Origin of the sequence: Polynucleobacter sp. MWH-Svant-W18 (assembly GCF_018687495.1) — a bacterium.
In the GTDB taxonomy this organism is placed as follows: Bacteria; Pseudomonadota; Gammaproteobacteria; order Burkholderiales; family Burkholderiaceae; genus Polynucleobacter.
The window spans coordinates 396,495-422,048 of record NZ_CP061293.1; the positions used below are offsets into that span (position 1 = coordinate 396,495).

The following is a 25,554-nucleotide window of genomic DNA, read 5'->3' on the forward strand; positions in this document are numbered from 1 at the left end:
GGCTTTTTGCAGCGCATCATCGTGGTGCGTTCTGACAAGGCGTTTTTTGAATGAGCTATTAAGACGCTATGGATTTAATCCGCAATTTTTCTATCATCGCCCATATTGATCACGGCAAATCGACGCTTGCGGATCGCATTATTCAACTGTGTGGCGGCCTTTCTGATCGAGAAATGGAAGCCCAGGTCCTCGATTCAATGGATATTGAGCGCGAACGCGGCATCACTATCAAAGCGCAAACGGCAGCTTTAAATTACAAAGCCAAAGACGGCAAGATTTATAACATCAACCTGATTGATACCCCAGGGCACGTTGACTTTTCATATGAGGTCAGCCGATCTTTATCGGCTTGTGAGGGTGCCTTATTAGTGGTTGATGCTAGTCAGGGCGTTGAGGCGCAAACAGTTGCTAACTGTTACATGGCGCTTGAGTTGGGCGTTGAAGTTGTGCCGGTACTGAATAAGATTGATTTACCCCAAGCTGATCCTGAGCGCGCCAAAAAAGAAATTGAAGACGTCATTGGTATTGATGCATCTGAAGCCGTCACTTGCTCAGCAAAAACCGGTTTAGGTGTTGCAGATGTCATCGAGGAAATGATCGCCAGAGTGCCTCCACCAAAAGGTAACGCAGCCGATCCATTGCAAGCGTTGATCATTGACTCTTGGTTTGATAACTACGTGGGTGTGGTGATGTTGGTACGCGTTGTGAACGGCACACTCAAACCCAAAGAAAAAATTACTTTAATGGCTAATGGCTCAAGCCATTTAGTAGAGCACGTCGGTGTGTTTAGTCCAAAGTCAGTCGATCGTCCAGAGCTATCTGCTGGTCAAGTGGGCTTTGTGATTGCTGGCATCAAAGAATTAAAGGCTGCCAAGGTTGGAGATACCGTTACGCATTCTCCAGGGCAGCAAGGTCGAGTTCCTGCGGCTGAGCCGCTGCCCGGCTTCAAAGAGGTAAAACCCCAAGTCTTTGCCGGCTTATATCCAGTTGAGGCCAGTGAATACGATCAGCTGCGCGAGTCTCTTGAAAAACTCAAGCTGAACGATGCATCACTCTTGTATGAACCAGAGGTCTCACAAGCCTTGGGTTTTGGTTTCCGTTGCGGCTTCCTAGGTTTGCTCCACATGGAGATTGTGCAAGAGCGTTTAGAGCGTCAGTACGGCATGAATCTTATTACGACTGCGCCAACCGTGGTGTATCAAGTACAGCAGTCGGATGGCACGATCTTGATGGTCGATAACCCATCCAAGATGCCTGAGACCAGTAAGGTTGACACCATTATGGAGCCGATCGTAACGGTCAACCTCTACATGCCACAAGAGTATGTCGGTTCGGTCATTACCTTGTGCGTTGGCAAGCGTGGGATTCAAACGGGTATGAATTACCTCGGACGCCAAGTGCAACTGACTTATGAGTTACCGATGGCAGAAATTGTGTTGGATTTCTTTGATCGCTTGAAGTCTATTTCTCGCGGTTATGCCTCCATGGATTATGAATTTAAAGAATATCGTCCTGCAGATGTAGTGAAGGTCGATATCCTCATTAACGGTGAACGTGTTGATGCGCTCTCAGTAATTGTGCACAGAAGCAATAGCCAGCATCGTGGTCGCGAAGTAGTTTCTAAGATGCGCGGCATTATTCCGCGTCAAATGTTTGATGTAGCGATACAAGCAGCAATCGGCAGCAATATCGTCGCTCGTGAAAACGTCAAAGCCTTGCGTAAAAACGTCTTGGCCAAATGTTATGGCGGTGATATTTCCCGTAAGCGCAAGTTATTAGAAAAACAAAAAGAAGGTAAGAAGCGCATGAAGCAAGTTGGTAACGTTGAGATTCCACAAGAAGCCTTCCTGGCGATTTTGCAGGTGGAAGATTAATGAACTTCGCTCTCATTCTCTTGATCTTGGTAATTGTTTCAGGCATTGCTTGGGTGGCTGACAAGATGTACTTTGCCCCCCAAAGAAAACTTGCCGGCATTGATCGTATGCCATTGTGGCTGGAGTACACGGCAGGTTTCTTTCCGGTCATCTGCGCGGTATTTGTACTGCGCTCTTTCATCGTGGAGCCATTTAAGATTCCATCTGGGTCGATGATCCCAACCTTGCAGATTGGCGACTTCATCTTGGTAAATAAATTTACCTATGGCATTCGTCTGCCGGTCATCAATCAAAAGATAGTGGATTTGGGTTCACCTAAGCGGGGTGATGTGGTGGTATTCCGTTATCCACGTGATGAGTCAGTTGATTACATCAAACGAGTTGTTGCTCTACCAGGTGATGTTATTACTTATCAAGATAAGCGTCTAACAGTAAATGGCCAAGCATTGCAATACAGCGGTGGTGAGACCTATCTTGATCCAGAGAATATGCGTTACGCCAAGCGCTATACAGAAACCTTTCCAGCAGATTTGGGTGGCAATCGCCATGAGATCTTGAATGATCCTGATCGCCCATCTGCCGTATTTCCGACTGAACGTTTTCCGGGTGTGGAGTTCTGTCAGTACCAACAAGCAGGTTTGACTTGCACAGTTCCACCGGGGCATTACTTTGCAATGGGTGATAACCGCGACAACAGTGCTGATTCTCGCTACTGGGGCTTTGTGCCAGATAAGAATATTGTTGGCAAAGCTTTCTTTGTCTGGTTAAACCTGGGCAACTTAGGTCGTATCGGTGGCTTTGAGTAATCCACTATGAACGCACGCGCCGTCATTGACACCATGCCCTTGCAAGAACGCTTGGGCTACAGCTTCAAGAAGCCGGAGCTCTTAAACCAGGCCTTGACTCACCGTAGTCATAGCAAGAGAAACAATGAGCGCTTGGAGTTCTTAGGTGACTCTATTCTTAACTGCGTCGTTGCGGATTTACTGTACGAGCGTTACTCCGATTTGGATGAGGGTGATCTATCGCGCGTGCGCGCTAATCTAGTGAAGCAACAAGCTTTATATGAGATTGCACAAACTTTATCGCTATCTGATTATCTGCGCTTGGGTGAGGGTGAATTGAAGAGTGGCGGTTTTCGTCGCCCCTCCATCTTGGCCGATACGCTCGAGGCAGTAACCGGCGCAATCTTTTTAGACGGTGGCTTTGATGCTGCTAAGGCATGCTTACGCAAGCTATATTCCGTAATCTTGGTGCATGTGGATCCCAAAACCTTGGGTAAGGATGACAAAACACTTTTGCAAGAGTGTCTACAAAGCTATCAGCTGCCTTTGCCAACTTATAACGTAACTGGCACTACTGGCGCTGCCCATAATCAGCAGTTTGAGGTGGAGTGCCTGATTCCTAGTTTGCGGGTTTCTGTAAAAGGTGAGGGCGCGTCTCGTCGCGCAGCTGAACAATCCGCCGCAAAAACAGCGCTGGTAGCGGTACTGAAAGCGCTGCCGCAGGAATCTCGTAAACCAAAGAAAACTCGGTCAGCGAAGAAAAAAGCAGCAAAAAAAGAAGCTACTGAAGAGCAGTTAAACCTCAAGCTGAAGGGCTAATCGTGTTTAGATGCGGCACCATCGCCATTGTTGGGCGTCCCAATATGGGTAAATCCACCTTGCTCAATGCTTTGGTTGGTCAAAAGATCAGCATTACTTCTCGTAAGGCCCAAACCACACGCCATCGAATTTTGGGCATTCAGAATCGTGAGGAAGCTCAATTTATCTTCATTGATACCCCAGGTTTTCAGACACGTCTGATGAATACCCTCAACAAGGCGTTGAACCGAACGGTGACTACCGCTTTGCAAGATGTCAATGTGGCTTGCTTCGTAGTTGAAGCAGGATATTTTGGTGAGGATGACAAGAAGGTATTGAAACTTTTGCCAGATGATTTGCCAGTCGTTCTGGTTCTGAATAAGCTTGATCTGTTTAATAGCCGTTTTCAGACGCCATCCGAGCGTGATCAAGCGCTGCTGAACTTTATGAAAGAAATGTCTAAACCTTGGTGTGAGTTGGGTGGGCATGAAGATCAGAAGTGTGAGTTCGCAGAAATCGTACCGATGAGCGCCAAGAGTCCTGGTGATATCGAAAGACTCCTGGATGTATTGGAAGGCTATTTACCTGAGGCACCTGCGGTCTATGATGGCGATACGATTACTGATCGCAGTGAACGTTTCTTAGCCGCTGAAATCTTGCGCGAGAAAGTATTTCGCTTTACTGGTGAAGAACTTCCCTATACCAGCACAGTCGTGATTGATCAATTTAAGATGGATGGCAAGATGCGCCGCATTGCGGCAACCATTTTGGTAGATCGTGATAGCCATAAGGCTATGATAATTGGCGCAAAGGGCGAGCGTTTGAAGAAGATCTCCACCGATGCCCGCATCGATATGGAAAAGCTCTTTGATGGCAAAGTCTTTTTAGAGACCTGGGTCAAGGTGAAGCGTGGCTGGGCTGATGATCGCGCTGAATTACGGGCGCAGGGTCTGGAATAAATTCTGATGGCCTCAATTCGTGTTGCTGACGAACCTGCTTTTGTATTGCATAGCATCCCTTATAAAGAGACCAGCTTAATCCTGGATGTTTTTACGCGGTCTCATGGCCGGATGGCCCTCATTGCTAAAGGCGCCAAGCGCCCACACTCAGTTCTTCGCCCGGTATTGCAGCGCTTTCAACCGCTACTCGTTTCTTGGAGTGGTAAATCAGAACTGCGTACCCTAACCAAATCTGAGTGGGTGGGCGGTATGCCTGCTCTAGTAGGTGATGCATTGTTGTGTGGTTTCTATCTCAATGAACTACTCGTGAAGTTTTTAGCGCGTGAGGACGATTATGAAAAACTCTATGACCGGTATGCGGAAACTATTAATGCATTGTCAAATCTTGAATTTGAATCCAAGGGCTTAGAGGAAATTTTGCGCCCATTCGAGCTCTCGCTGTTACAAGAGACTGGATATGCCGCCGCTTTGGACCGCTGTGTAGAAACTAATGCTGCACCTGAAGCTGATACCCATTATGTGTATCAGCCAGAGCGTGGAGTACGACCAATGCAGGGCGATGATCCAGGGCACTGGCCGGTGTTGGTGGGCAAATCTCTTTTAGATATTGCAGCGGGGAATTTTTCAGATTCACAGACGCTTTCTGAGAGCAAGCAACTCATGCGCTTTCTACTGAGTTTGCATCTACAAGATCAAGTATTAACTACCCGCCAAATTTTGATTGATTTGAAGAAAATCTAGTAATCTACAGTCATGACAGCCCAGCACGCTCTAGAACTTGGTATCAATATTGACCATGTCGCCACTCTGCGAAATGCACGGGGTACGGTCTATCCCGACCCCATCAAAGCCGCCCAATTAGCAGAAAAGGCCGGAGCTGATTTAATTACTCTGCACTTACGCGAAGATCGTCGCCATATTCAAGATGCGGATTTATTCGCAATACGTCCTCTAATCAAAATACGTATGAACCTGGAGTGCGCTGTTACTCCTGAAATGATTAACATTGCTTGCAAGGTCAAGCCACACGATGTATGTTTGGTGCCTGAGAAGCGCGAAGAGGTGACTACTGAGGGTGGCCTCGATGTTTTGGCTTACTTCGAGGCAGTGAAGGCCGCCACAAAGCAATTGCAAGATGCGGGTATTCGAGTGTCTTTATTTATCGACCCTGATGAAAAACAAATTCAGGCGGCTAAAGATGTCGGTGCTACTGTAGTGGAATTACATACTGGCCGCTACGCGGATTTATCAGGCCAGGAACAAACGAACGAGTTAGAGCGCATTCGCAAGGCGGCTCAGTTTGCTAAACACATCGGCTTGAGGGTCAATGCAGGTCACGGACTACATGAAGGCAATGTCATGCCAATTGCAGGGATCACTGAATTATCAGAGCTCAATATTGGTCATGCCATTGTGGCCGAGGCAGTATTCAAGGGTTGGCAAAAAGCCATCACTGATATGAAGGCTCTCATGGTTCAAGGTAGAAATCTTCAAAAATGATCATCGGCATTGGTACAGACATTCTGCAGATTGAGCGCTTACAAGCGGCTTATGATCGCACCAATGGTCGTCTAGCAGAAAGAGTTTTGGGTCCTGATGAGATGTTGGTATTTCAGCATCGCCTTGCCCGTAATCACAAGCGTGGCATTGCTTTTCTAGCGACACGTTTTGCAGCCAAGGAGGCGTTTTCTAAGGCGATTGGTTTAGGAATGCATATGCCAATGACTTGGCGGTCCCTGCAAACCTTAAATGAGCCTAGCGGTAAGCCGGTGACCTCTTATTCAGGGGCGCTAGCCAAATTTATGGAAGACAAAAACTGGGAAGCCCAAGTTACCGTAAGTGATGAACAAGACATGGCAATCGCGCATGTGATTGTGACGCAAAAGTAAATGCAGGAAATAAAAATATATAGAGGAAGAGATGAGTAAATCCACCATGAATCCAGGCCCAGTAACCTTAGATGTGGTCGGTCAGGTTTTAAACGCTGAAGATCGCCGTCGCATCTTGCATCCTTTGACTGGTGGCGTGATTTTATTTGGCAGAAACTTTGCCAATCGCAAACAGCTCACTAAACTTACTGCTGATATTAAAAAATTGCGTCCTGACGTTCTCATCTCGATTGATCACGAAGGTGGGCGAGTGCAGCGTGCTAAGACGGATGGCTTTACCCATCTGCCAGCCATGCGTAAGTTAGGCGAGTTATGGGGTAGAAAGACTAAATCGAGTCACGCTGCGGAATCGGCAGCGCTAGCAATGGCAGCGGCAACGGCCTGTGGCTTCGTTTTAGCTACTGAGCTACGTGCTTGCGGTGTCGACTTTAGTTTTACTCCAGTACTCGATCTCGATTTTGGTCGTAGTGGGGTGATTGGCGATCGTTCATTTAGTCGTGATCCCCAAATTGTCTTTGCCCTTGCAAAGAGTTTGAATGAAGGTTTGCGCTTGGGTGGTATGGCGAACTGCGGCAAGCACTTTCCAGGGCATGGTTGGGCTGAGGCAGATTCTCACGTGGCCATTCCAGTCGATGAGCGTCCCTTAAATGAAATTCTGAATGATGATGCTAAGCCTTATGAATGGTTGGATTTAAGTTTGGCGGCTGTCATGCCTGCGCATGTGATTTACCCCATGGTCGATCAAAATCCCGCAGGCTTCTCAAAGATTTGGCTGCATTCCATCTTGCGACAAGAGCTGGGCTTTGAAGGCGTAATCTTTAGTGATGATCTTTCTATGGAGGGGGCGAGTGTTGCGGGCTCTGTAGTGAAGGGTGCTGAAATGGCCTTAGATGCAGGTTGTGATGCAGTGCTGATTTGTAATCGTCCGGATTTAGCCGATCAGTTGCTCAATGGCCTCAAAGTCTCTAAAACCAAGCTTGAAGAGTCTAAAAATCGCTTAAATCGACTCATGCCAACAGTCACTGAAATGTCATGGGATACACTTCATAATGAACCTGAGTATCAACATGCCAAAGGTTTACTCAAGCAATTTCATCTAATCTAACAGTGCTTGTATTTATGGAGACAGCAATATGAAAAAACGTTTTATTGCCTTAGCCTTATTTGCATCATCAACAGTAGTTTTTGCTGCCGGTGGAACATCATGGGGTTACGAAGGAAAAGTAGGTCCCGATAATTGGGGCAATCTTAGTCAAGAATTTGCTACTTGTAAGGTTGGTCAACAGCAAGCACCGATTGATATCCCAACGATGTCTGCTACTAAAGCAACGGCACCAATCAAAACAAATTACAAAGCTTCCGCTGGTGAGATCATTAATAATGGTCACACTATTCAAGTGGCATTATCTGATGCAGGTGGCGCAAATCTTTCCGGTGTGGATTACAAGTTTTTGCAAACCCATTTTCATGCACCAGGCGAAGAAAAGGTCGATGGAAAATCTTATCCATTTAATGCTCACTTAGTTCATCAGAGTGCTGATGGTAAGCTGGCAGTGATTGGTGTTTTCTTTAAAGAGGGTGCTGAAAATCCTGTATTCAAGGAGGTGTTTGCTCAAATGCCGGATAAAGAGGGTAAGGTGGCCCTTAAAGGCAAAATTGATCCCGCAGGCCTCTTACCAAAGTCACTTGCTTATTACAGCTACGCCGGTTCTTTGACCACTCCTCCATGCAGTGAAGGCGTGACGTTTTATATTTTAAAGACGCCGATGGAAATGTCTAAGGCACAGTTGGAGCAATTTAAGAAGCTCTATCCAATGAATGCCCGTCCAACATTTCCATTGAATGGTCGTAAGATTACTGAAACTAACTAATTAGTTGAGGTGCTTAATTCAGTAATAAAAAAGCCCGGCATGCCGGGCTTTTGAACATCTGTAGTTTGCTAATTAGTTAGCGCGACTACGATATTCACCTGTACGAGTATCGATCTCAATCTTGTCACCAGTGTTGCAGAACAATGGTACTTGCAATTCATAGCCAGTAGCCAATTTTGCGTTCTTCAATACCTTTCCTGAGCTGGTATCGCCTTTAACTGCTGGCTCGGTATAGATGATTTCGCGAACAAGTGAGTTAGGCATCGCAACAGAAAGTGCCTTACCTTCGTAGAACACCACTTCGCAAGGCATGCTTTCTTCGAGGTAGTTCAATGCATCACCCATGAACTCTGCTTCAACTTCGTACTGGTTGTATTCCGTATCCATAAATACATACATTGGGTCAGCGAAGTAAGAGTAGGTGCACTCTTTCTTATCGAGGATCACTACATCAAATTTGTCATCGGCTTTGTAAACACCTTCGTTTGGTGCGCCAGTTAACAAATTCTTAAATTTCATTTTCACAACTGAGGAGTTGCGGCCTGAGCGGCTATATTCGGCTTTCAATACGACCATGGCATCAGTGCCGATCATGACTACGTTACCAACGCGGAGTTCTTGTGCTGTTTTCATCTTGCTATTCCTGGGTGCAGAGTGATTTTTCTGCGGTTTTTATCAAAAACAAGATTGTAACCGCCCGCACGCCTTTATTGCAGGGCCTAGGCTATAAAGCGCAGTAGGCGTGCAGGCAAGCCGCCATCCCCCTGTTTTGTCAGTAGATGGGTACGCCAGGCTTTGGCATGGCCATTCCAGTCATTGAGAGACTTAAACCATTCGCTAGGCATTGCCCAGGTCATTGCAGCAATGGTGGCCAATCTCATTTCTTGGCTAGCGTTTTCTAGGTATAGGTCTAAAAAGGCCGCTAATTTCACTTCATGTGCACGATCTTCTTGGGGGTAGATATGCCAAATGAATGGTTTACCAGCAAGCTGAGCGCGGATGAATGAATCTTCGCCTCTGACGATATTGAAGTCACACTGCGATAACACCCAGTCATATTCATCTTGAGACACAAAGGGCATGGATAAGAGTTGTATGTTTGAAGGTAAATCAATAGCTTTCTCGCCATAGAGATTTAAGAGTTCAGCATGGCCATGGGTCAGTAAGACATCAATGTTTTCCCCAAGGCTAGCTAGGTCCTCAAGCCATTTGTGCAAGGGTGCGCCTGGATAGCAAAAAATACTGATGCGTTTTGCTTTGGGGCGCAGTTTGAGCCAGATCTCTTTTAGGCTCTTTGGGATTTGGTGGGCAACTACACCCCCCTCAGAAGGTATAGGGTCTAGTAGCAAACCTCCAACGCCATCTTGAAAGCCTGGAAAGAAAAAATACTTTGGAATGCCGTGCGATTGCGGGGATGCCTTGCCATGAAATTCAGCGACCCAAGGCTCTGCACTCAAATACTCAAGATTGATGATGATGGGTTTGACGGAGGCAATAAAGAGCCCTGCAAGATAGCGTTCTGGTAAATCACAGCCAAATGCTTCAATAACCACATCTGGAGTTTGAATTGGGTGGCGTGCGTTGCTATAGCTTGCTTCCCATGGCTGAATATCGATTTTGTGCCCCAGAGCTTCATCGCTGCCAGAAGCGAGTAAATTAAGGGTTGGCAAGTCATCGCAGAAAATACGGACTTCTTGGCCATGAATGCTGGATAAGCTTCGGGCCAGACGCCAACAAATACCAGCATCACCATAGTTGTCTACGATTTGGCAGAAAATATCCCAACGCATGAGCAATTCTTCTTTTGAAAACCTTCAGCAGGACGTTAAACGGCTACCCGGATTGCCGGGGGTATATCGCTTCTTTGATGAAGCAGGGCAGATTCTGTATGTTGGCAAAGCACGTCATCTCAAAAAACGGGTCTCCAGTTATTTTCAAAGCAAACAGCTTTCACCACGAATAGCGCTCATGGTGGGCAAAATCGCCCGTTATGAAACCACAGTAACACGGACTGAAACCGAAGCCCTCATTCTAGAGAACAATCTCATTAAAGAGTTGGCTCCGCCATTCAACATTCTCTTTAGGGATGATAAGTCCTATCCCTATGTGATGTTGACTGGTCATCCATTTCCAAGGCTAGCGTCATATCGTGGCAAAGTCGATAAGCGTAATCATTACTTTGGCCCCTTTCCGAATTCTTGGGCAGTACGCAATAGTGTGCAAATTCTGCAAAAAGTATTTCGTTTGCGAACTTGCGAGGACTCTGTCTTTAAGAACCGTAGCCGCCCTTGTCTATTGCATCAAATTCATCGCTGTAGCGCCCCGTGTGTTGGGCGTCTTAGTGCCCAGCAGTATGGTCAGGATGTAGCCCAAGCGACCCGTTTTCTGGAGGGTGACCATAGTCGGGTTTTATCTGAGCTTGAAAAAGAAATGCACATTCACAGTGAAGCGATGGAATTTGAAATGGCTGCAGTGCTCCGTGATCGCATTGCAGACCTTTCGAGTGTGTTGCAGCAGCAGTCTATGGATACGGTTGCTGAAGGTGAGGGCGATGTTGATGTGATTGCGGTTGCACAAATGGAAGGTATGGTTTGTGTCAATCTCGCCATGATTCGTGGCGGTCGTCACTTAGGGGATCGGGCTTATTTCCCAAAGGGGCTCCGAACCACCTCTGGTGAATTACCATCTCCGCCAGAAATTTTAGAAGCCTTTATTGCGCAACATTATTTAGAGGAGACTGCAGAAGAAATTGCCACCGATGCCTCATCTCGCGCAACAACGAATTTAATTCCGCCAGTATTGGTGTTAAATCATCCACTACAGTCTATTAGTGATGATGTCTCAAAGCTGAGCGATGCACCCCCTGAAGATCTGCATGAGTTGCTCAACGCGCAGGCTGGCAGAAAAATTACCTTCCTACATCAGCCTCAAGGGCAAAGGCGCCATTGGCTGGCAATGGCTGAAGGCAATGCCAAACTTGCATTAACCAAGCGCTTAGTAGAGACAGGCGGCCAATTAGCAAGAGCACGCGCTTTGGCAGACATTCTGGCGCTTGATTTAGAAAGTCTCGAACACTTGCGTATTGAATGTTTCGACATTAGTCATACCTCTGGTGAAGCAACGCAAGCTTCTTGTGTAGTTTATGCAAAGAACGCTATGCAATCCAGTGAGTATCGTCGCTTTAATATTAACGACATTACACCTGGTGATGATTATGCGGCGATGCGCCAAGTCTTACAAAGGCGCTATGCAAACTTCCAAGAACTGCCACTTGATAAAATTCCACAAGTAATTTTGATTGATGGCGGCAAAGGTCAAGTCGAGATGGCCAGGCAAGTTCTTTCAGAATTTGGTATGGATGTCGGCCTGATTGTTGGTGTTGCTAAAGGCGAGGGTCGTAAAGTGGGCTTAGAAACTTTGATCTTTGCTGATGGGCGCCCCGCATTAGAGTTGGGCATTGATAGCGCTGCATTGTTGTTAGTGGCACAAATTCGGGATGAGGCTCACAGATTTGCCATTACTGGTATGCGTGCTAAGCGTGCCAAAGCTAGAACAGTCTCTCGTTTAGAGGAGATTGAAGGAATTGGTGCCAAACGACGTCAAAAACTTCTAGCCCGTTTTGGAGGCCTAAAAGGGGTTGCCAATGCCAGTATTGAGGAGATTGCCAGTGTTGAGGGGGTCTCACTGACTTTGGCTGAACAAATTTATCGTCAACTCCACTAAATTATTCACCTCCACTTGGTTTATGCTTATTCCATGCCATTCAATATCCCCATTGCCTTAACTTGGTTGCGTGTTGCAGCAATACCCTTGCTGGTCGCCGTTTTCTACTTTCCCAATACTTGGTTCACTCCTTTTGAGAAAAATCTTTTAGCAACGATTATTTTTATTTTTGCCGCAGTGACAGATTGGTTAGATGGATTTCTGGCGCGCCGCATGCAGCAGGAATCAGCGTTTGGTCAGTTCTTGGATCCTGTTGCAGACAAATTGATTGTGGCGGCAGCGCTCTTGGTGCTACTCAATATGGACCGTGTACAAGTTTGGGTGGCGCTGATTATTATTGGCCGCGAAATTACGATTTCGGCATTACGAGAGTGGATGGCTTTATTGGGTGCAGGTAAAAGCGTAGCGGTACATATGGTGGGTAAATTGAAAACCACTGCTCAACTCATTGCGATTCCATTTCTGCTGCTGAACGATACTTTGTTCGGATGGTTGGATTGCGCCAGAATTGGTACATGGTTGATTTGGGTGGCTTGCTTTTTAACGCTTTGGTCGATGTTCTATTACATGAAAAAAGCCTTGCCTCAGTTGGCCGGCAAAATCGACTAATACTTCTAAACCCCTGCAGGATGGGGATGAGCGGTAGATTTCAATGGGCGGATTTTTGGTTTCCAGCGGGAATAATGCTTTCTTCGCGATTGTTTGCTAAACTACTGCCCTGTTATGCGGGAATAGCTCAGCTGGTAGAGCGATACCTTGCCAAGGTATAGGTCGGGAGTTCGAACCTCCTTTCCCGCTCCAAGTTCGATGGGAAGCCCTCAAAAGCTTCCCATTTTTGATTCGGATACTGGCGCGTTGGCCGAGTGGTTAGGCAGGAGCCTGCAAAGCTTCGTACGGGGGTTCGATTCCCTCACGCGCCTCCAGTAATTTCGCTTGACGAAATGGGGGCATCCCCTAAAATACTTTCAGTCAGATCAGTTGGTAGCGTCCACTATTCAAAAGCGAAACATGATTAAAATTCATACCTTTAAAGTCAGCGCATTAGCATTGTTCTTATCCGCTTTGTTAGGCGCATGCGCAAGCTCCGGTGACTCTGCCACAGGCACTCCTGCTGAAGTTCAAGAAACACAAGCTCAGCTCTTAGGAGATATGCCTCTGCCAGCCGCCTCAAAAATGATGGGCTCAGATTCTTTAATAATTGGTCGTGGCGATAACTGGGTGGGTCGCGTAGTGTTGTCGGGTGTACAAACACCAACCGATATTTATGCATTTTTCCAATCAGAATATCCAAGAGCTGGTTGGACTACCGTGAGTGCCGTGAAATCGAAAACAAGTATTTTAGTTTTCACAAAAGGTGATCGCACGGCGACCGTCGAGCTCAATGAAGGCCCATTCACTGGACCTAAAACGATCATCACTATTACTTCGTCACCTAAGAATGCCAATGTGGTGGCACCTACCCGGAAGTAATGTAGTGGCGAACTAATGAAAAAGGCCTCCAGTGGAGGCCTTTTGCTTTAAGCGGTTTGCTTATAAGCCTTCAGCCCTTATGAGGCCTACTGCTTGACCTTCAATCGCAAAGTTGGGCTGACTGGAATCAACCAAAATGTTTTTGAAGTCGGGATTTTCTGCTTGCAGTTCAATCACCATGCCATTGGCGGTTTTCTTTTGCTGCCAACGCTTCACAGTGACTTCGTCATCTAAACGTGCAACCACGATATCACCATTGCGCACTTCAGTCGTTTTTCTAACGGCTAAATAATCACCATCCAAAATACCGGCATCGCGCATGCTCATGCCTTTTACTTTTAATAAGTAATCAGCACCTTTACTAAATAAACTTGGATCAATTGGTACATGTTTTTCAACATGCTCAACTGCCATGATGGGTGAGCCAGCTGCAACTCGACCAATTAATGGCAGCGTAAGTTGTTGTAGGGCGCCAGATGGCAATGACATCTGGCGATATTGATTGGTGTGGTGTGTTTGGTTGAAACGTTGTGGAATGCGAATGCCACGAGAGGTACCAGGTGTTAATTCGATATAACCTTTTTTCGCTAAGGCGCGGAGGTGCTCTTCAGCAGCGTTAGCAGATGCAAATCCCAGTTGGGCAGCAATTTCTGCGCGCGTGGGTGGAGAGCCGCTCTCATCGATGGCCTTCGTAATTAATTCCAAAATCTCACTTTGACGGGAAGTGAGTTTGGGGAGGGCAGTCAGCTCCTCTGGAAAATCGACTGTATTTATGTCCATACTGGGATTGTATACAGCACTATTTGATATTTCAAGCACTTTTGCTGGGGGGATAATGGAAGGATGAATCCAAGCTCAGCTCCAGTCGAAAAATCTCCGCACATTTTGATCTTGGGGATGGGCGGCACGATTGCAGGTTTGGCGCTAAACCCGGAGTTGAATCCAAGTATTTACCAGGCGGGAGAGTTGGGGGTGGAGGCCCTCTTAGAAAAGGTTAAACAGGCTATTCCAGAGAGGGTGAAACTGGTTTCTCGCCAGATAGCGAATATCGATAGCCGCGACTTAAGTGAAGAGCTGCTAACCCTATTGGGCCTAACTGTTAGGGAGGCACTGAGGGATCCAGCAGTGCAGGGCATTGTGATCACCCATGGAAGCGATACCGTTGAGGAAGCAGGTTTTTTCTTATCAGCAACTTGCGGCAAACTTGCTGAAAAATTTGGCAAAAGAGTGGTTTTTACGGGCGCCATGCTCCCGGCAAATGCACCCCAGGCTGACGGACCCATAAACCTATTGGATGCCTTGAAATGGGCCTCAACTGCTCCAGAAAATTGTCCTGGTGGGATATTTGCGGTCTTTGCCGGCAAGGTTTGTCTGGCTCGAGATTTGGCAAAACGCCACACTTCGGCACTCAATGCCCCTTTAATGGATTCCCCATCAAGCCCTATTGGCCTGATCAACCCTTCTTGGTTATCTAGGCTAAAGGCTGTTGAGGCTGCCTGCGGCGAGGATTTACCAATTCCACAACAGTGGCCTTGGGTGGAAATTTTGACCAGTCATGCAGGCGCTAGACCTGAAATGATGGAATTTTTAATCCATTCTGAGGTTCAGGGTCTAGTGTTGGCGGGGACAGGTCTTGGCGGCCTGCATCAGGCCTGGAGCGAACCCTTAAAGCGCGCCGCAGCCAAAGGTTTGGCTTTAGTGAGAACTTCACGCACAGGCGCGGGTATGGTCATGGGTGATGCTGAGTTTGGTTTGGCAGCAGACAGCCTTTCTGCCCCTCGGGCGCGAATTGCGCTTCAACTCGCATTAAATGCTGCAAATGTCGATAAATCCCTGACTTGGCAGGATTTTTTTGCTAGAATGGTGGTCTTGCCTGATTTTAGGTAAGTGCTGAAAAGCAGTTTTTAAAGTGTTGTACGTAATACCTACAATTTGTTACTACCTTGTCACACTGGCGCTAACTTTAAAACCATCGGAAGTTAGCAAGACGCCCAGGTGACTTTATCCTTAAGGAGTGTTAGATGCGTCATTATGAAATCGTCTTTATCGTCCATCCGGACCAAAGCGAGCAAGTGCCTGCGATGATCGATCGCTACAAAGCTACATTAGCAGCTGCGGGCGGCAAAATCCATCGTATGGAAGACTGGGGTCGTCGTCAGATGGCTTACATGATCGACAAGCTTGCTAAAGCCCACTACGTTTGCATGAACATTGAGTGCGACCAGAAAACTCTGGAAGAGCTCGAGCATGCGTTCAAATTTAACGATGCTGTTTTGCGTCACCTCATCATCAAGACTAAGAAAGCTGAAGTAGAGCCTTCCATCATGATGAAAGAAGTGCAACGTGAAGAGGCGCGCAAATCAGCTCAATCCGAAGCTCCTGTAGCAGCGGAATAAGTTAGAAATTTGAAGAGGAATACACGGACTAGAAAACGTATCAGAGAAGCGGAGCGGCGTTGAATCATTTCACCCTCACTGCAATCTTGGTATCTAAAGACGCGATTCGATTTACACCAGCAGGAATACCGGTGATGCATTGCCAGCTAGAACATAGCGGTCAAGCAAACGAGGTAGGAGTGGCAAGGAAAATCTTGATGAGCGTTGAAGCCATTGCAATCGGTCCCATACAAAAGGATCTAGAGCAAATGGATTTAGGAACTGAGGCAGTGTTTGAAGGATTCTTAGCCCCGAAGACTCTACGTAATCAAAGACTCGTTTTCCATATTAACCACATTCAATTGAAAAATTAAAGAGGAAATCATCATGGCGTTTGGAAAGAAACCCGATTTCAAAAAGAAACCAGCTCAGAACCCATTGTTCAAGCGTAAACGTTATTGCCGTTTCACAGTTGGTGGCGTTGAGCAAATCGATTACAAGGATGTAGACACATTGAAGGACTTCATTGGCGAGAACGCCAAGATCACTCCTGCGCGTTTAACAGGCACAAAAGCAAAATATCAGCGTCAGTTAGACACTGCTATTAAGCGTGCTCGTTTCTTGGCTTTATTGCCATTCTCCGATCAACACAAGAAATAATTGGGAGCCCTCAATGCAAATCATTCTTTTAGAAAAAGTAACAAACTTGGGCAACCTCGGCGACGTTGTACGCGTTAAAGACGGTTTCGCTCGTAATTTCTTAATCCCACAACGCAAAGCCCGTCGTGCTACTGAAGCAGCTATTGCTGATTTTGCGCTGCGTCGTGCTGAGTTGGAAAAATTGGCTGCTGAGAAATTGGCTGCAGCTGAAGCAGTTGGCATAAAGCTCAAAGACCTGGTTCTTGAAATTGGTCAAAAAGCAGGTGTTGACGGTCGTTTGTTTGGTTCCGTAACCAATCACGATATCGCTGATGCGTTGAAAGCCAAAGGTTTCATGATTGAGAAAGCTTCTGTTCGTATGCCTACCGGCCCATTGAAGATGGTTGGTGATCACCCTGTAGCGGTTGCTGTTCATACCGATGTAGTGGCTGACATCACGATTCGTGTAGTTGGCGAGCAAGCGTAAGTTTTAGGTCTGTAAATTAGCCTCATGGCTGAATCTCGTTCTCGTTCCCTGATGCCAAATCCCGGCATGATGGGTCCTGGGGATGCAGTCGTGCAGGCTTTAAAAGTCCCACCACACTCTGTAGAAGCCGAGCAATCACTGCTCGGCGGTCTACTGATCGATAACACCGCCTGGGATCGTCTCGGTGGCGTGTTAACGGATAAAGATTTCTATCGTCCTGAGCATGCTTTGATCTATAAGGTCATTGCCCGTTTGGTTGGTGACAATCATCCCGCTGACGTCATTACGGTTCATGATGCAATTAAATCTGAACAGGGTGGCGACTTAGTCAGTGTTGACTACCTAAATTCTCTGGCGCAAAACACACCTAGCGCTGCAAATATCAAAGGCTACGGCGACATCGTTCGTGACCGCAGTATTCTGCGTCGTTTAATTGAAGTTTCAGACAACATTGTTAATTCTGCTTTTGTACCAGAGGGTCGTTCAGTAAGAACGCTGTTGGATGAGGCTGAATCTCGTATTTTGCAAATCGGTGAAGAGGGTAGTCGCAAAGCGGATTACCTTGAAATCGAACCACTTCTAAGAACAGTAGTTGCTCGTATCGATGAGTTGTATAACCGCCAAGGTGGTAGCGACATTACGGGTATAGCTACTGGCTTTATTGATTTAGATAAGCAAACTAGCGGCCTGCAAAAAGGCGACCTCGTAATTGTTGCTGGAAGACCCTCGATGGGAAAAACGGCTTTCGCACTGAACATTGCCGAGAACGTTGCCTTGGCTGAAGGCTTACCGGTTGTAGTGTTTTCGATGGAAATGTCCGGAGAGCAATTGGCTTCCCGTTTACTGGGTTCAGTAGGGCGCGTTGATCAAAGCCGTATGCGTACCGGTAAGTTGCAAGATGATGAGTGGCCACGTGTTACTGATGCAATCGCTCGTTTAAGTAATACCCAAATTTTGATTGATGAGACTGGCTCTTTATCCAGTTTAGAGTTACGTGCCCGTGCCCGTAGAATTGCCAGAAACTTTGGCGGCACTTTAGGTCTAGTAGTGATTGATTACTTACAGTTGATGAGTGGTTCTGGTTCTGAAAATCGTGCCACTGAGATTTCTGAAATCTCTCGCTCACTCAAATCCCTCGCAAAAGAATTGCAATGCCCAGTAGTGGCACTCTCACAGTTAAATCGCGGCCTTGAGCAGCGCCCCAATAAACGCCCAATCATGTCTGATCTGCGTGAGTCAGGCGCTATCGAGCAAGATGCTGACTTGATTATGTTCATCTATCGTGATGAGGTATATCACCCAGACACGACTACCGATAAAGGGATGGCAGAGATCATCATCGGTAAGCAACGTAACGGCCCAATCGGTACAGTACGTCTTAGCTGGCAAGGCCCATATACCAAGTTTGATAATCTGGCGATGGGGTCTATTGGTTATTCTTCAGGTGGTTACGAGCCGTTTTAAATTCCTGCGACTAAATAAAACTACAGTAAGAAATAAAAAGCCTCGCAATGCGAGGCTTTTTTCATCGAAGGACAAAAATTTTAAATCGCTTTACTTGCCGCCTTCACACTTCTTGATCGAGGCAGCTTTGGCAGCACCATATAAAGGCTTGCCATCCTTGCTCACAGCTTTTACTTCGCAATCATCGGGCTTGGCATCACCCATACATTTTTTGATGGAGGCATCCTTTGCTGCGCCATAGAGTGGCTTGCCGTCGTGACTAACTGCCTTGGCTTCACACGCAGCCTTATCAGCAAATGCAAAACTCGGAAATGCGAAACTCAATACAACACTCAATGCGATGATGATGTTCTTCATATTGCTCCCTTTTAGTAAAAGACTGCGTTGAATGGCTACTTAAACACTCTAATCAATATTCAATTGTTTGTGAATATAGGGTAATCGATATTAGGGGGCTATACGTCTAGCCTCAGTAAATTTAGCGGCCCAGTAAGGTGAGGTGATGTAATCAAGGCGAACCGTGCCACCTGCGCTCGGGGCATGTACAAATCTTCCTTGACCCACATAAATCCCTGCATGGGAATATTTTTCACCAGTGGTGTTGAAAAATACGAGGTCTCCTGGTGCTGGAGCTTGACCTTCAATGCTTCTGCCTTGGCTGCTCATCAGTTGAATCGTGCGAGGCAACTTAATGCCCGCTGCTTTGTTGTAAACGTAGACGATGAGCCCACTGCAATCAAAGCCACCTTTTGGGGTATTGCCACCATAACGGTAGGGCACATCCACCAAGCCCACAGCCGCAATCGAAATATCTTCGGTACCAACGCTGGTGTCTTGTTTAAATTGAGCAACTTTTGACGGACCTGAGTTACCCCGAAAAACACTACAGCCACTGAGTACCAGCAGAGTACAAATAAAAATGCCGCACCCTATGAGAGTGCGGCATGAGAGGGTTTGCTTAGAGTGCGTCAGCAGCATGATCCGCAAGACGTGAACGTTCACCGCGTGCCAGAGTCACATGCCCACCATGGCGCCAACCTTTGAAGCGGTCCACGACATAGGTAAGACCAGATGAGCCTTCAGTTAAGTAAGGAGTATCGATCTGCGCAATGTTTCCTAGGCAAACAATCTTTGTTCCAGGACCCGCACGGGTAACGAGCGTTTTCATTTGCTTTGGCGTTAAGTTTTGCGCTTCATCAATAATGACGAACTTACTCACAAAGGTTCTGCCGCGCATAAAGTTCATGCTCTTGACCTTGATGCGCGAACGAATGAGTTCTTGAGTTGCAGCGCGACCCCATTCGCCAGCATCGTCATTGCGCTGGAGCACTTCTAAGTTGTCATCGAATGCGCCCATCCATGGCTGCATTTTTTCTTCTTCGGTGCCCGGTAAGAAACCAATGTCCTCGCCTACTGGAACGGTTGCTCGAGTAATGATGATCTCGTTATAGCGTTTACTATCCAGCACTTGTTCTAGACCTGCAGCCAGCGCTAACAAGGTTTTACCAGTACCTGCTTGACCTAAAAGGGTCACAAAATCCACATCTGGGTTCATGAGCAAGTTCATGGCGAAGTTCTGTTCACGATTACGTGCAGTTACGCTCCAGACATTGTTTTTCTGATGAGAAAAGTCTCTGAGCGTTTGCAGGAGAGCCGTTTTGCCGTTGATCTCCCTAACATGGGCATAGAAGGGAGTGGAGCCATCCGGATTTTCTTGATACACAAATTGATTGACTAGCATGCTCGGTACTGCGGGACCAGTAACTCGGTAATACATCGTGCCAGACTTAGAGTCAGCCCAACTTTCCATATCTTTGCCATGCTTAGGCCAGAAGTCAGCAGATAAAGCCATCACTCCGGAGTACATCAAGTCACGATCTTCTAATACTTGGTCATTGAAGTAATCTTCAGCAGGTAGACCAAGTGCACGCGCTTTAATACGCATATTGATATCTTTCGATACCAATACCACTTCTTGACCATTGCGAGTTTTTTGTAACTCGCTCACTACGGCCAAAATCATGTTGTCACCTTTGCCCTCTGGGAGTCCCTCGGGCAAGGCTTGAGTGGCGAGTTTGGTTTGGAAGAAGAGGCGACCAGAAACATCTTGGTTACCAAGCTTGTTTAGGGGAATGCCATCATCTAATGTGCCACTAGTACCGGCAATCAACTGATCTAAAGATCTGCTGACTGTACGAGCATTACGTGCAACCTCAGTCATCCCTTTCTTGTGGTTGTCTAATTCCTCAAGAGTGGTCATCGGTAAATACAGATCATGTTCAGAGAAGCGGAACAATGAACTAGGATCATGCATCAACACGTTGGTATCGAGGACGAACAAACTTGGGGGTCCAGTGCGCACAACGCGTTTAGGCTTAGCTGGTGCGGCAGCCTTATGCTCATGGCGAGCGGGACTACGATCCGCCTTAATTTTTTCCAAGGCTACTTCAGCTGCAGATAAATCTTCTGCCACATCATTAGTCCAATCGGAAGTTTCCATCACTACTGGTTTTGCTGGGGCGGGACGTTTCTTCAAATCTGGAGTGTCTTTGCGACTGAGTTTTACTTGATCAGCAATTTGAGTTGGGATGGGTGGCAATGGCATGGACTCTCCTAAAAGAAAAAACCGCCATGCGGAGTGCATTGGCGGTTTATTACGAAACTGGTTGCAATGATTTCTAAAAAACGGAGGGGGTTATTCCCCGAACCTGTTCTGAAATATTCAGGTTTCTGATTCAAACGGCTTGTCAGACTTTCCCGTCGTTTACGGTGCATATGAATTACTTTACCCCAAATTTTAGGGTTTGCAAGCACCTCGGAACAAATTGTTGTAAAAATTACTTGGTAGCCTGGGCCGCTTGTAATACCTCTGTCACATGACCAGGAACTTTAAGTCCACGCCACTCTTTTACGAGCTTGCCAGAGGAGTCAAAAAGGAAGGTGCTACGCTCGACTCCACGGACCTGTTTGCCGTACATATTTTTCATTTTCATGACACCAAAGAGTTGGCAAAGCTTTTCTTCAGTATCGGCAACCAGTTCAAATGGCAGCTCTAATTTGCTGCGAAAATTATCATGAGACTTGAGGCTATCGCGTGATACGCCAACGATCAAAGTATTGGCTTTAGTAAATGCCTCAATATTGTCACGAAACTCACCTGACTCAGCAGTGCAACCTGGAGTCATATCTTTAGGGTAAAAGTACAGCACCAATTTTTTGCCTTTAGCGGATGCGGGAGAAAAAGTCAGTCCTGATGTTGCAGGAATGGCGCACTCTGGCATGGATTGACCGATAGCTACTGTCATGATGATCCTTTGTTATTTGCTACTAAGTAAGTCTAAATTAGTGATTCTGAATAATCAGCTCGCCACTGCGGTTTGGTATTTCACCCCAGGTGACGGGTAACACGGCTATTTTATCGAGTTGCTTGGTCGCTTCCCAGGATTTATGCAGTTCACCCATAGTCACTAGATCATGGCCTTGAGCTAGCCATCCAGCTAAGAGCCGTTCAAAGGCTGGCAATAGCTTTTGCCCCTCTAGTTCAGCATGTAAGGTGAAAACCTGATCATTGGGGTTGCTTTGCGTGATCTCTAAGAGTTTTTTGACTGCGCCGAATTCATCTGCGCCATTGATCCCAATGAGTTCATCAAAAGTGGGTAAGGTCGTGGGATATTGCACATGCCTTGCTTTGCCTGCAGGTAGCGCCAATCGATACGGCATGAGATTGGGTTCAGCCCTGCCATCGGATGAGTAGGCGATACCCCATTGATCCAGTTGTTCAAATGCTACTTCGTTCATTTGCCAGCCAGCAGCACCATAAGTTACTGGCACATGACCAAAAATTTCAACGAAGCGATCCCAACTTTTTTGCATCATTGCTTTGGTCCATGCGGAGTCTTGATCGCGCACTGCGTCTTGCCAAGCTACATGGTCCCAAGTATGAATACCAGTTTCATGACCGGCTTGGTCAATTGCACGCATTTCTGCAGTAGCTTGTTTGCCAATATCTGGACCTGGTAGGAGGACACCATAGAGGAGGGTTTTAATGCCGTAGTGCTCAACGACAGAAGTACGGCTCACTTTTTTCAGAAAGCCTGGGCGGAAGACCCGCTTTAAGGCCCAACCAGTATGGTCGGGACCCAGGCTAAACAAGAAGGTAGCCTTCAGGCCAAAGCGCTTGAGTGTGCGGGCTAGATTTGGGACACCTTCTTTGGTGCCACGTAAGGTATCAACATCAACCTTGAGAGCAATCTTTGCCATGAACCCCTGTACTTATTCTGTATCGACTAAAGAGCGGGCTTTTTCTACGTCTTGACGATAAGCTTCAAAAATATTCTTGAGGGCATCTGTCATCGAAGTAGTTGGCTTCCAAGCTAATTCACTCATCGTGTTATCAATCGCTGGAACACGGTTTTGCACATCTTGATAACCTTCACCGTAATACGCGCCTGATGTTGTTTCAACAATCTTAACTTCATTTGCGGTCTTGGCGTATTCAGGAATACTGCGAGCAATCTCTAACATTTGATTAGCAAGTTCACGTACTGAGTGATTATTTTTTGGATTGCCGATGTTGTAAATCTTGCCGTTAGCCACGCCATCTTTGTTATCAATGATGCGCATCAATGCATCGATACCATCATCCACATAAGTGAAGGCGCGCTTCTGCGCACCACCATCAACAAGGTTGATAGGCTCGCCACGCACAATATGACCTAAGAACTGAGTCACTACGCGGGATGAACCTTCTTTTGGTGTGTAGATACTATCTAGACCAGGGCCAATCCAGTTAAATGGACGGAACAGAGTAAAGCGCAGGCCTTCCATGCCATAACCCCAAATCACACGATCCATGAGCTGCTTGGAGCAAGCGTAGATCCAACGTGGTTTATTGATGGGGCCATAGACCATATTGGATTTGGCAGGATCAAATTCACTGTCCTCGCACATGCCATAAACCTCGGAGGTTGATGGAAATACCAAATGCTTTTTATATTTCACAGCAGAGCGGACGATTGGCAAGTTCGCCTCGAAGTCTAGCTCGAATACTTTCAATGGTTGTTGTACATAGGTTGCGGGAGTGGCAATTGCCACTAAGGGCAAGATGACATCGCATTTACGGATGTGATACTCCACCCATTCTTTATTAATGGTGATGTCGCCTTCAAAAAAATGCATGCGCGGATGGTTAATCAAATCACCGAGACGGTCATTTTGCATATCCATGCCGTAGACATCCCAATCGGTTGTCTCCAGAATGCGTTTTGAGAGATGGTGACCAATAAAACCGTTCACACCAAGAATGAGTACTTTTTTCATTGTTACTGCCTCGTTTTAATCTAATTTGTATTTCATGCTTATTTGCTTGCCGGAAACCATTCCAAAATTTCTACTACCTGGCGGTCCCCGCAGATGCCGAATACCTGATTATCAACCACTTGGATGCCACAAACCCCAAGATTGAGATGCTCAGGAATAGGCTGATTGAGACTCGTTTTGGCCACAATCATGGTTTTGCCTGCATATTCTGTAAACGCACCTGGATAAGGGGGCGCAACCGCCCTGACCAGGTTGTGAACCTGCGCAGCAGTTTGATTCCAATGAATTTGCCCGTCGGCAGGCTTTCTGCCGCCAAAATAACTACCTTTTTTGAGCTCATTAGGCTTACGGGGTACTTTCCCAGCAATCAGGCTGGGAAGAACTGCTTCAATCACTTTTACCGCCGCTTGGCTGACTTTGCCGAAAACCTCGGTGGCGGTTTCATCGGCACCAATAGTCACTGCAACTTGACCAACAATATCGCCGGCATCTGGTTTTGCTTCCATGATGTGTAAGGTGGCACCAGTTTCGGATTCGCCATTCAGAATCGCCCAATTCACTGGTGCGCGGCCACGGTACTTTGGTAGTAGCGAGCCGTGCATATTCAATGCAGCAATCTTGGCGCACGCCAAAATCTGCGCAGGGATCATGTGTCGATAGTAGAAAGAAAAAATGTAATCCGGTGATAGTGCTTGCAGCTTAGGAATTAAATCATTTAATTTACTTGCACTTGAAGTGATGCAAGGAATATTTTTTTCTTCGCAGAGTTTTGCTACGCTACCGAACCACACATTCTCATTAGGATCATCCTGGTGAGTGACTACTAGATCAACCTGAATACCTGCATTGAGAAGTGCCTTGAGGCAATTGACACCAACATCGTGATAAGCGAAAACGACTGCGTGCAATTATTTTTTCTCTAAAACAGTTTGCACCACATAACGTGGACGATTACGGATTTGCTGGTAGATGCGACCAATATATTCACCCAGCAAGCCAAGCCCAAAGAGCATCACGCCAATGAGAAAGAAGGTTAGGGCAAAGAGGGTAAAGACACCTTCAACCTCAGCGCCTAGAAGGAAGCGGCGGACCAAGAGGTACACAAACAAGCTACCAGCAGCGAGTGAGAGCAACATGCCGAGGATGGAGAAAATCTGCAAAGGCATGATCGAAAAGCCAGTGACCAAATCAAAGTTCAAACGAATGAGTTGGTATAGGCTGTACTTCGACTCACCAGCAAAGCGCTCTTCATGCTTGACGGTGATTTCGGTAGGGTTCGCAGCAAAGGTATAAGCTAGCGCCGGAATAAAGGTGTTGTTCTCATCACATTGTCGAACGAGGTCAACAATCCGACGGCTGTAACCACGCAACATGCATCCTTGGTCAGTCATGGTGATACGCGTAATTCTTTCACGTAGACGATTCATCAAACGTGAAGCAAATTTTCTGAAAAAGCTATCGCGACGATCTGCACGAATCGTGCCAACATAATCATGACCCTTGATTAATTGATTTGCGAGAGCATCAATTTCTTCAGGGGGATTTTGTAAGTCAGCATCTAGGGTAATGATGTATTCACCCTTGGCGTATTCAAAGCCCGCCATGATGGCCATATGTTGACCAAAGTTGCTATGAAATAAGACGGCGCGAGTGACATCAGGGCGCAATTCAACTTGCTTAGCCAAAATCCCTGCTGAGCGATCTTTACTGCCGTCGTTTACAAAAACGATTTCGTAAGAAAGTTGGTGTTTGCCAGCCAGGGCATCTAAGGCTGGGTAGAGGCGATCAAAGAGGGCTTGAAGACCATCTTCCTCGTTATATACGGGGATAACAACGCTGAGCTTTGGATTGGCAACTAAATTAGCAGTCATGGCGCAATTTTGCCTGATTCTGGGTTTCAA

At 46.7% G+C, this 25,554-nt stretch carries 28 protein-coding genes, 2 tRNA genes and 1 pseudogene; 20 read left to right on the plus strand and 11 right to left on the minus strand.

The features are described 5' to 3' along the window. The first annotated feature begins 68 nt into the window (after positions 1–68). Genes lepA through C2757_RS02205 form a run of 9 tightly spaced genes read left to right on the plus strand, consistent with a single transcriptional unit; the run spans position 69 to position 8,176 of the window. On the plus strand, positions 69–1,874 hold the full coding sequence (gene lepA, locus C2757_RS02165; protein WP_215375554.1) for a translation elongation factor 4: 1,806 nt from the start codon (positions 69–71) through the stop codon (positions 1,872–1,874). Beyond that, complete coding sequence (lepB, locus tag C2757_RS02170) at positions 1,874–2,680, plus strand: signal peptidase I (RefSeq protein ID WP_215375557.1); 807 nt, start codon at positions 1,874–1,876, stop codon at positions 2,678–2,680. The genes lepA and lepB overlap by 1 nt, the downstream gene beginning before the upstream one ends. Positions 2,681–2,686: 6 nt before the next feature. Next, on the plus strand, positions 2,687–3,478 hold the full coding sequence (gene rnc, locus C2757_RS02175; RefSeq protein WP_215375560.1) for a ribonuclease III: 792 nt from the start codon (positions 2,687–2,689) through the stop codon (positions 3,476–3,478). A 44-nt stretch (positions 3,479–3,522) separates the two neighbouring features. Continuing rightward, on the plus strand, positions 3,523–4,416 hold the full coding sequence (gene era, locus C2757_RS02180) for a GTPase Era (RefSeq protein WP_216863945.1): 894 nt from the start codon (positions 3,523–3,525) through the stop codon (positions 4,414–4,416). Between the two features lie 6 nt (positions 4,417–4,422). Then, positions 4,423–5,157 (plus strand): DNA repair protein RecO, encoded by a 735-nt coding sequence (gene recO / locus C2757_RS02185; protein WP_215375566.1) that lies wholly within the window; start codon positions 4,423–4,425, stop codon positions 5,155–5,157. A 12-nt stretch (positions 5,158–5,169) separates the two neighbouring features. Then, positions 5,170–5,916, plus strand: coding sequence for a pyridoxine 5'-phosphate synthase (locus C2757_RS02190; RefSeq protein WP_215375569.1), 747 nt, complete (start codon positions 5,170–5,172; stop codon positions 5,914–5,916). Next, positions 5,913–6,305: a holo-ACP synthase gene (acpS, locus tag C2757_RS02195; protein WP_215375572.1), complete on the plus strand. Its 393-nt coding sequence runs from the start codon at positions 5,913–5,915 to the stop codon at positions 6,303–6,305. Before C2757_RS02190 ends, acpS begins: the two co-directional genes overlap by 4 nt. A 31-nt stretch (positions 6,306–6,336) precedes the next feature. Further along, entirely contained in the window at positions 6,337–7,410 is a 1,074-nt protein-coding gene (gene nagZ, locus C2757_RS02200; protein WP_215375575.1) for a beta-N-acetylhexosaminidase, read from the plus strand. A gap of 28 nt (positions 7,411–7,438) precedes the next feature. Beyond that, a complete protein-coding gene (locus tag C2757_RS02205; protein ID WP_215375578.1) occupies positions 7,439–8,176 on the plus strand; it encodes a carbonic anhydrase in 738 nt (245 codons plus the stop codon). 72 nt (positions 8,177–8,248) lie between these two features. Here the strand turns inward: C2757_RS02205 and efp are convergent, their stop codons facing one another. Further along, a complete protein-coding gene (efp, locus tag C2757_RS02210) occupies positions 8,249–8,809 on the minus strand; it encodes an elongation factor P (RefSeq protein ID WP_114637212.1) in 561 nt (186 codons plus the stop codon). Positions 8,810–8,895: 86 nt separating this feature from the next. Beyond that, positions 8,896–9,966: an elongation factor P maturation arginine rhamnosyltransferase EarP gene (gene earP / locus C2757_RS02215; RefSeq protein WP_215375581.1), complete on the minus strand. Its 1,071-nt coding sequence runs from the start codon at positions 9,964–9,966 to the stop codon at positions 8,896–8,898. On the opposite strand from earP, the gene uvrC reads away from it, so the two are divergent. The 5 genes from uvrC to C2757_RS02240 all read left to right on the plus strand — a co-directional run bounded on the left by uvrC (position 9,965) and on the right by C2757_RS02240 (position 13,369). Continuing rightward, positions 9,965–11,899 (plus strand): excinuclease ABC subunit UvrC, encoded by a 1,935-nt coding sequence (gene uvrC / locus C2757_RS02220; protein WP_215375584.1) that lies wholly within the window; start codon positions 9,965–9,967, stop codon positions 11,897–11,899. The two genes, earP and uvrC, sit on opposite strands and share 2 nt — an antisense overlap. Positions 11,900–11,932: 33 nt before the next feature. Further along, positions 11,933–12,508: a CDP-diacylglycerol--glycerol-3-phosphate 3-phosphatidyltransferase gene (pgsA, locus tag C2757_RS02225; protein ID WP_215375587.1), complete on the plus strand. Its 576-nt coding sequence runs from the start codon at positions 11,933–11,935 to the stop codon at positions 12,506–12,508. Between the two features lie 116 nt (positions 12,509–12,624). Further along, a tRNA-Gly gene (locus tag C2757_RS02230) sits at positions 12,625–12,700 on the plus strand. Between the two features lie 48 nt (positions 12,701–12,748). Then, positions 12,749–12,822, plus strand: a tRNA-Cys gene (locus C2757_RS02235). Positions 12,823–12,907: 85 nt separating this feature from the next. Further along, the gene (locus tag C2757_RS02240) at positions 12,908–13,369 is read left to right on the plus strand and encodes a hypothetical protein (RefSeq protein ID WP_215375590.1); all 462 of its coding nucleotides are present in this window, start codon (positions 12,908–12,910) and stop codon (positions 13,367–13,369) included. Between the two features lie 60 nt (positions 13,370–13,429). Here C2757_RS02240 and lexA read toward each other — a convergent pair whose 3' ends face one another. Then, on the minus strand, positions 13,430–14,149 hold the full coding sequence (gene lexA / locus C2757_RS02245; RefSeq protein ID WP_215375593.1) for a transcriptional repressor LexA: 720 nt from the start codon (positions 14,147–14,149) through the stop codon (positions 13,430–13,432). A gap of 63 nt (positions 14,150–14,212) precedes the next feature. Here lexA and C2757_RS02250 point away from each other — a divergent pair, with 63 nt between their 5' ends. The 6 genes from C2757_RS02250 (at position 14,213) to dnaB (ending at position 18,334) form a co-directional block, all read left to right on the plus strand. Then, on the plus strand, positions 14,213–15,256 hold the full coding sequence (locus tag C2757_RS02250; protein WP_215375595.1) for an asparaginase: 1,044 nt from the start codon (positions 14,213–14,215) through the stop codon (positions 15,254–15,256). Between the two features lie 134 nt (positions 15,257–15,390). Further along, positions 15,391–15,765 (plus strand): 30S ribosomal protein S6, encoded by a 375-nt coding sequence (rpsF, locus tag C2757_RS02255; RefSeq protein WP_215375598.1) that lies wholly within the window; start codon positions 15,391–15,393, stop codon positions 15,763–15,765. Between the two features lie 59 nt (positions 15,766–15,824). Then, a complete protein-coding gene (gene priB, locus C2757_RS02260) occupies positions 15,825–16,118 on the plus strand; it encodes a primosomal replication protein N (RefSeq protein ID WP_215375601.1) in 294 nt (97 codons plus the stop codon). A 13-nt stretch (positions 16,119–16,131) separates the two neighbouring features. Next, positions 16,132–16,404 carry a 30S ribosomal protein S18 gene (rpsR, locus tag C2757_RS02265; protein WP_028819198.1) on the plus strand — a complete coding sequence of 91 codons (273 nt, stop codon included), beginning with the start codon at positions 16,132–16,134 and terminating at the stop codon, positions 16,402–16,404. 13 nt (positions 16,405–16,417) lie between these two features. Then, on the plus strand, positions 16,418–16,870 hold the full coding sequence (gene rplI / locus C2757_RS02270) for a 50S ribosomal protein L9 (protein ID WP_215375604.1): 453 nt from the start codon (positions 16,418–16,420) through the stop codon (positions 16,868–16,870). A gap of 24 nt (positions 16,871–16,894) precedes the next feature. Further along, positions 16,895–18,334, plus strand: coding sequence for a replicative DNA helicase (dnaB, locus tag C2757_RS02275; protein WP_371817025.1), 1,440 nt, complete (start codon positions 16,895–16,897; stop codon positions 18,332–18,334). Positions 18,335–18,424: 90 nt separating this feature from the next. Here dnaB and C2757_RS02280 read toward each other — a convergent pair whose 3' ends face one another. The 8 genes and pseudogenes from C2757_RS02280 to C2757_RS02315 form a co-directional block, all read right to left on the minus strand. Then, entirely contained in the window at positions 18,425–18,691 is a 267-nt protein-coding gene (locus tag C2757_RS02280) for a hypothetical protein (protein WP_215375607.1), read from the minus strand. Between the two features lie 93 nt (positions 18,692–18,784). Continuing rightward, positions 18,785–19,168: pseudogene (locus C2757_RS02285) on the minus strand (C40 family peptidase); the annotation flags it as partial. Positions 19,169–19,292: 124 nt separating this feature from the next. Next, positions 19,293–20,939: a PhoH family protein gene (locus tag C2757_RS02290; protein ID WP_215375613.1), complete on the minus strand. Its 1,647-nt coding sequence runs from the start codon at positions 20,937–20,939 to the stop codon at positions 19,293–19,295. Positions 20,940–21,171: 232 nt separating this feature from the next. Continuing rightward, positions 21,172–21,639: a peroxiredoxin gene (locus C2757_RS02295; protein WP_215375616.1), complete on the minus strand. Its 468-nt coding sequence runs from the start codon at positions 21,637–21,639 to the stop codon at positions 21,172–21,174. A 37-nt stretch (positions 21,640–21,676) separates the two neighbouring features. Beyond that, complete coding sequence (locus C2757_RS02300) at positions 21,677–22,594, minus strand: polysaccharide deacetylase family protein (RefSeq protein WP_215375619.1); 918 nt, start codon at positions 22,592–22,594, stop codon at positions 21,677–21,679. 12 nt (positions 22,595–22,606) lie between these two features. Further along, complete coding sequence (locus tag C2757_RS02305) at positions 22,607–23,653, minus strand: bifunctional UDP-4-keto-pentose/UDP-xylose synthase (RefSeq protein WP_215375622.1); 1,047 nt, start codon at positions 23,651–23,653, stop codon at positions 22,607–22,609. A gap of 38 nt (positions 23,654–23,691) precedes the next feature. After that, entirely contained in the window at positions 23,692–24,561 is an 870-nt protein-coding gene (locus C2757_RS02310) for a formyltransferase (protein WP_215375625.1), read from the minus strand. Further along, entirely contained in the window at positions 24,562–25,524 is a 963-nt protein-coding gene (locus tag C2757_RS02315; RefSeq protein ID WP_215375628.1) for a glycosyltransferase, read from the minus strand. It abuts the gene before it with no gap. Positions 25,525–25,554: the final 30 nt, after the last annotated feature.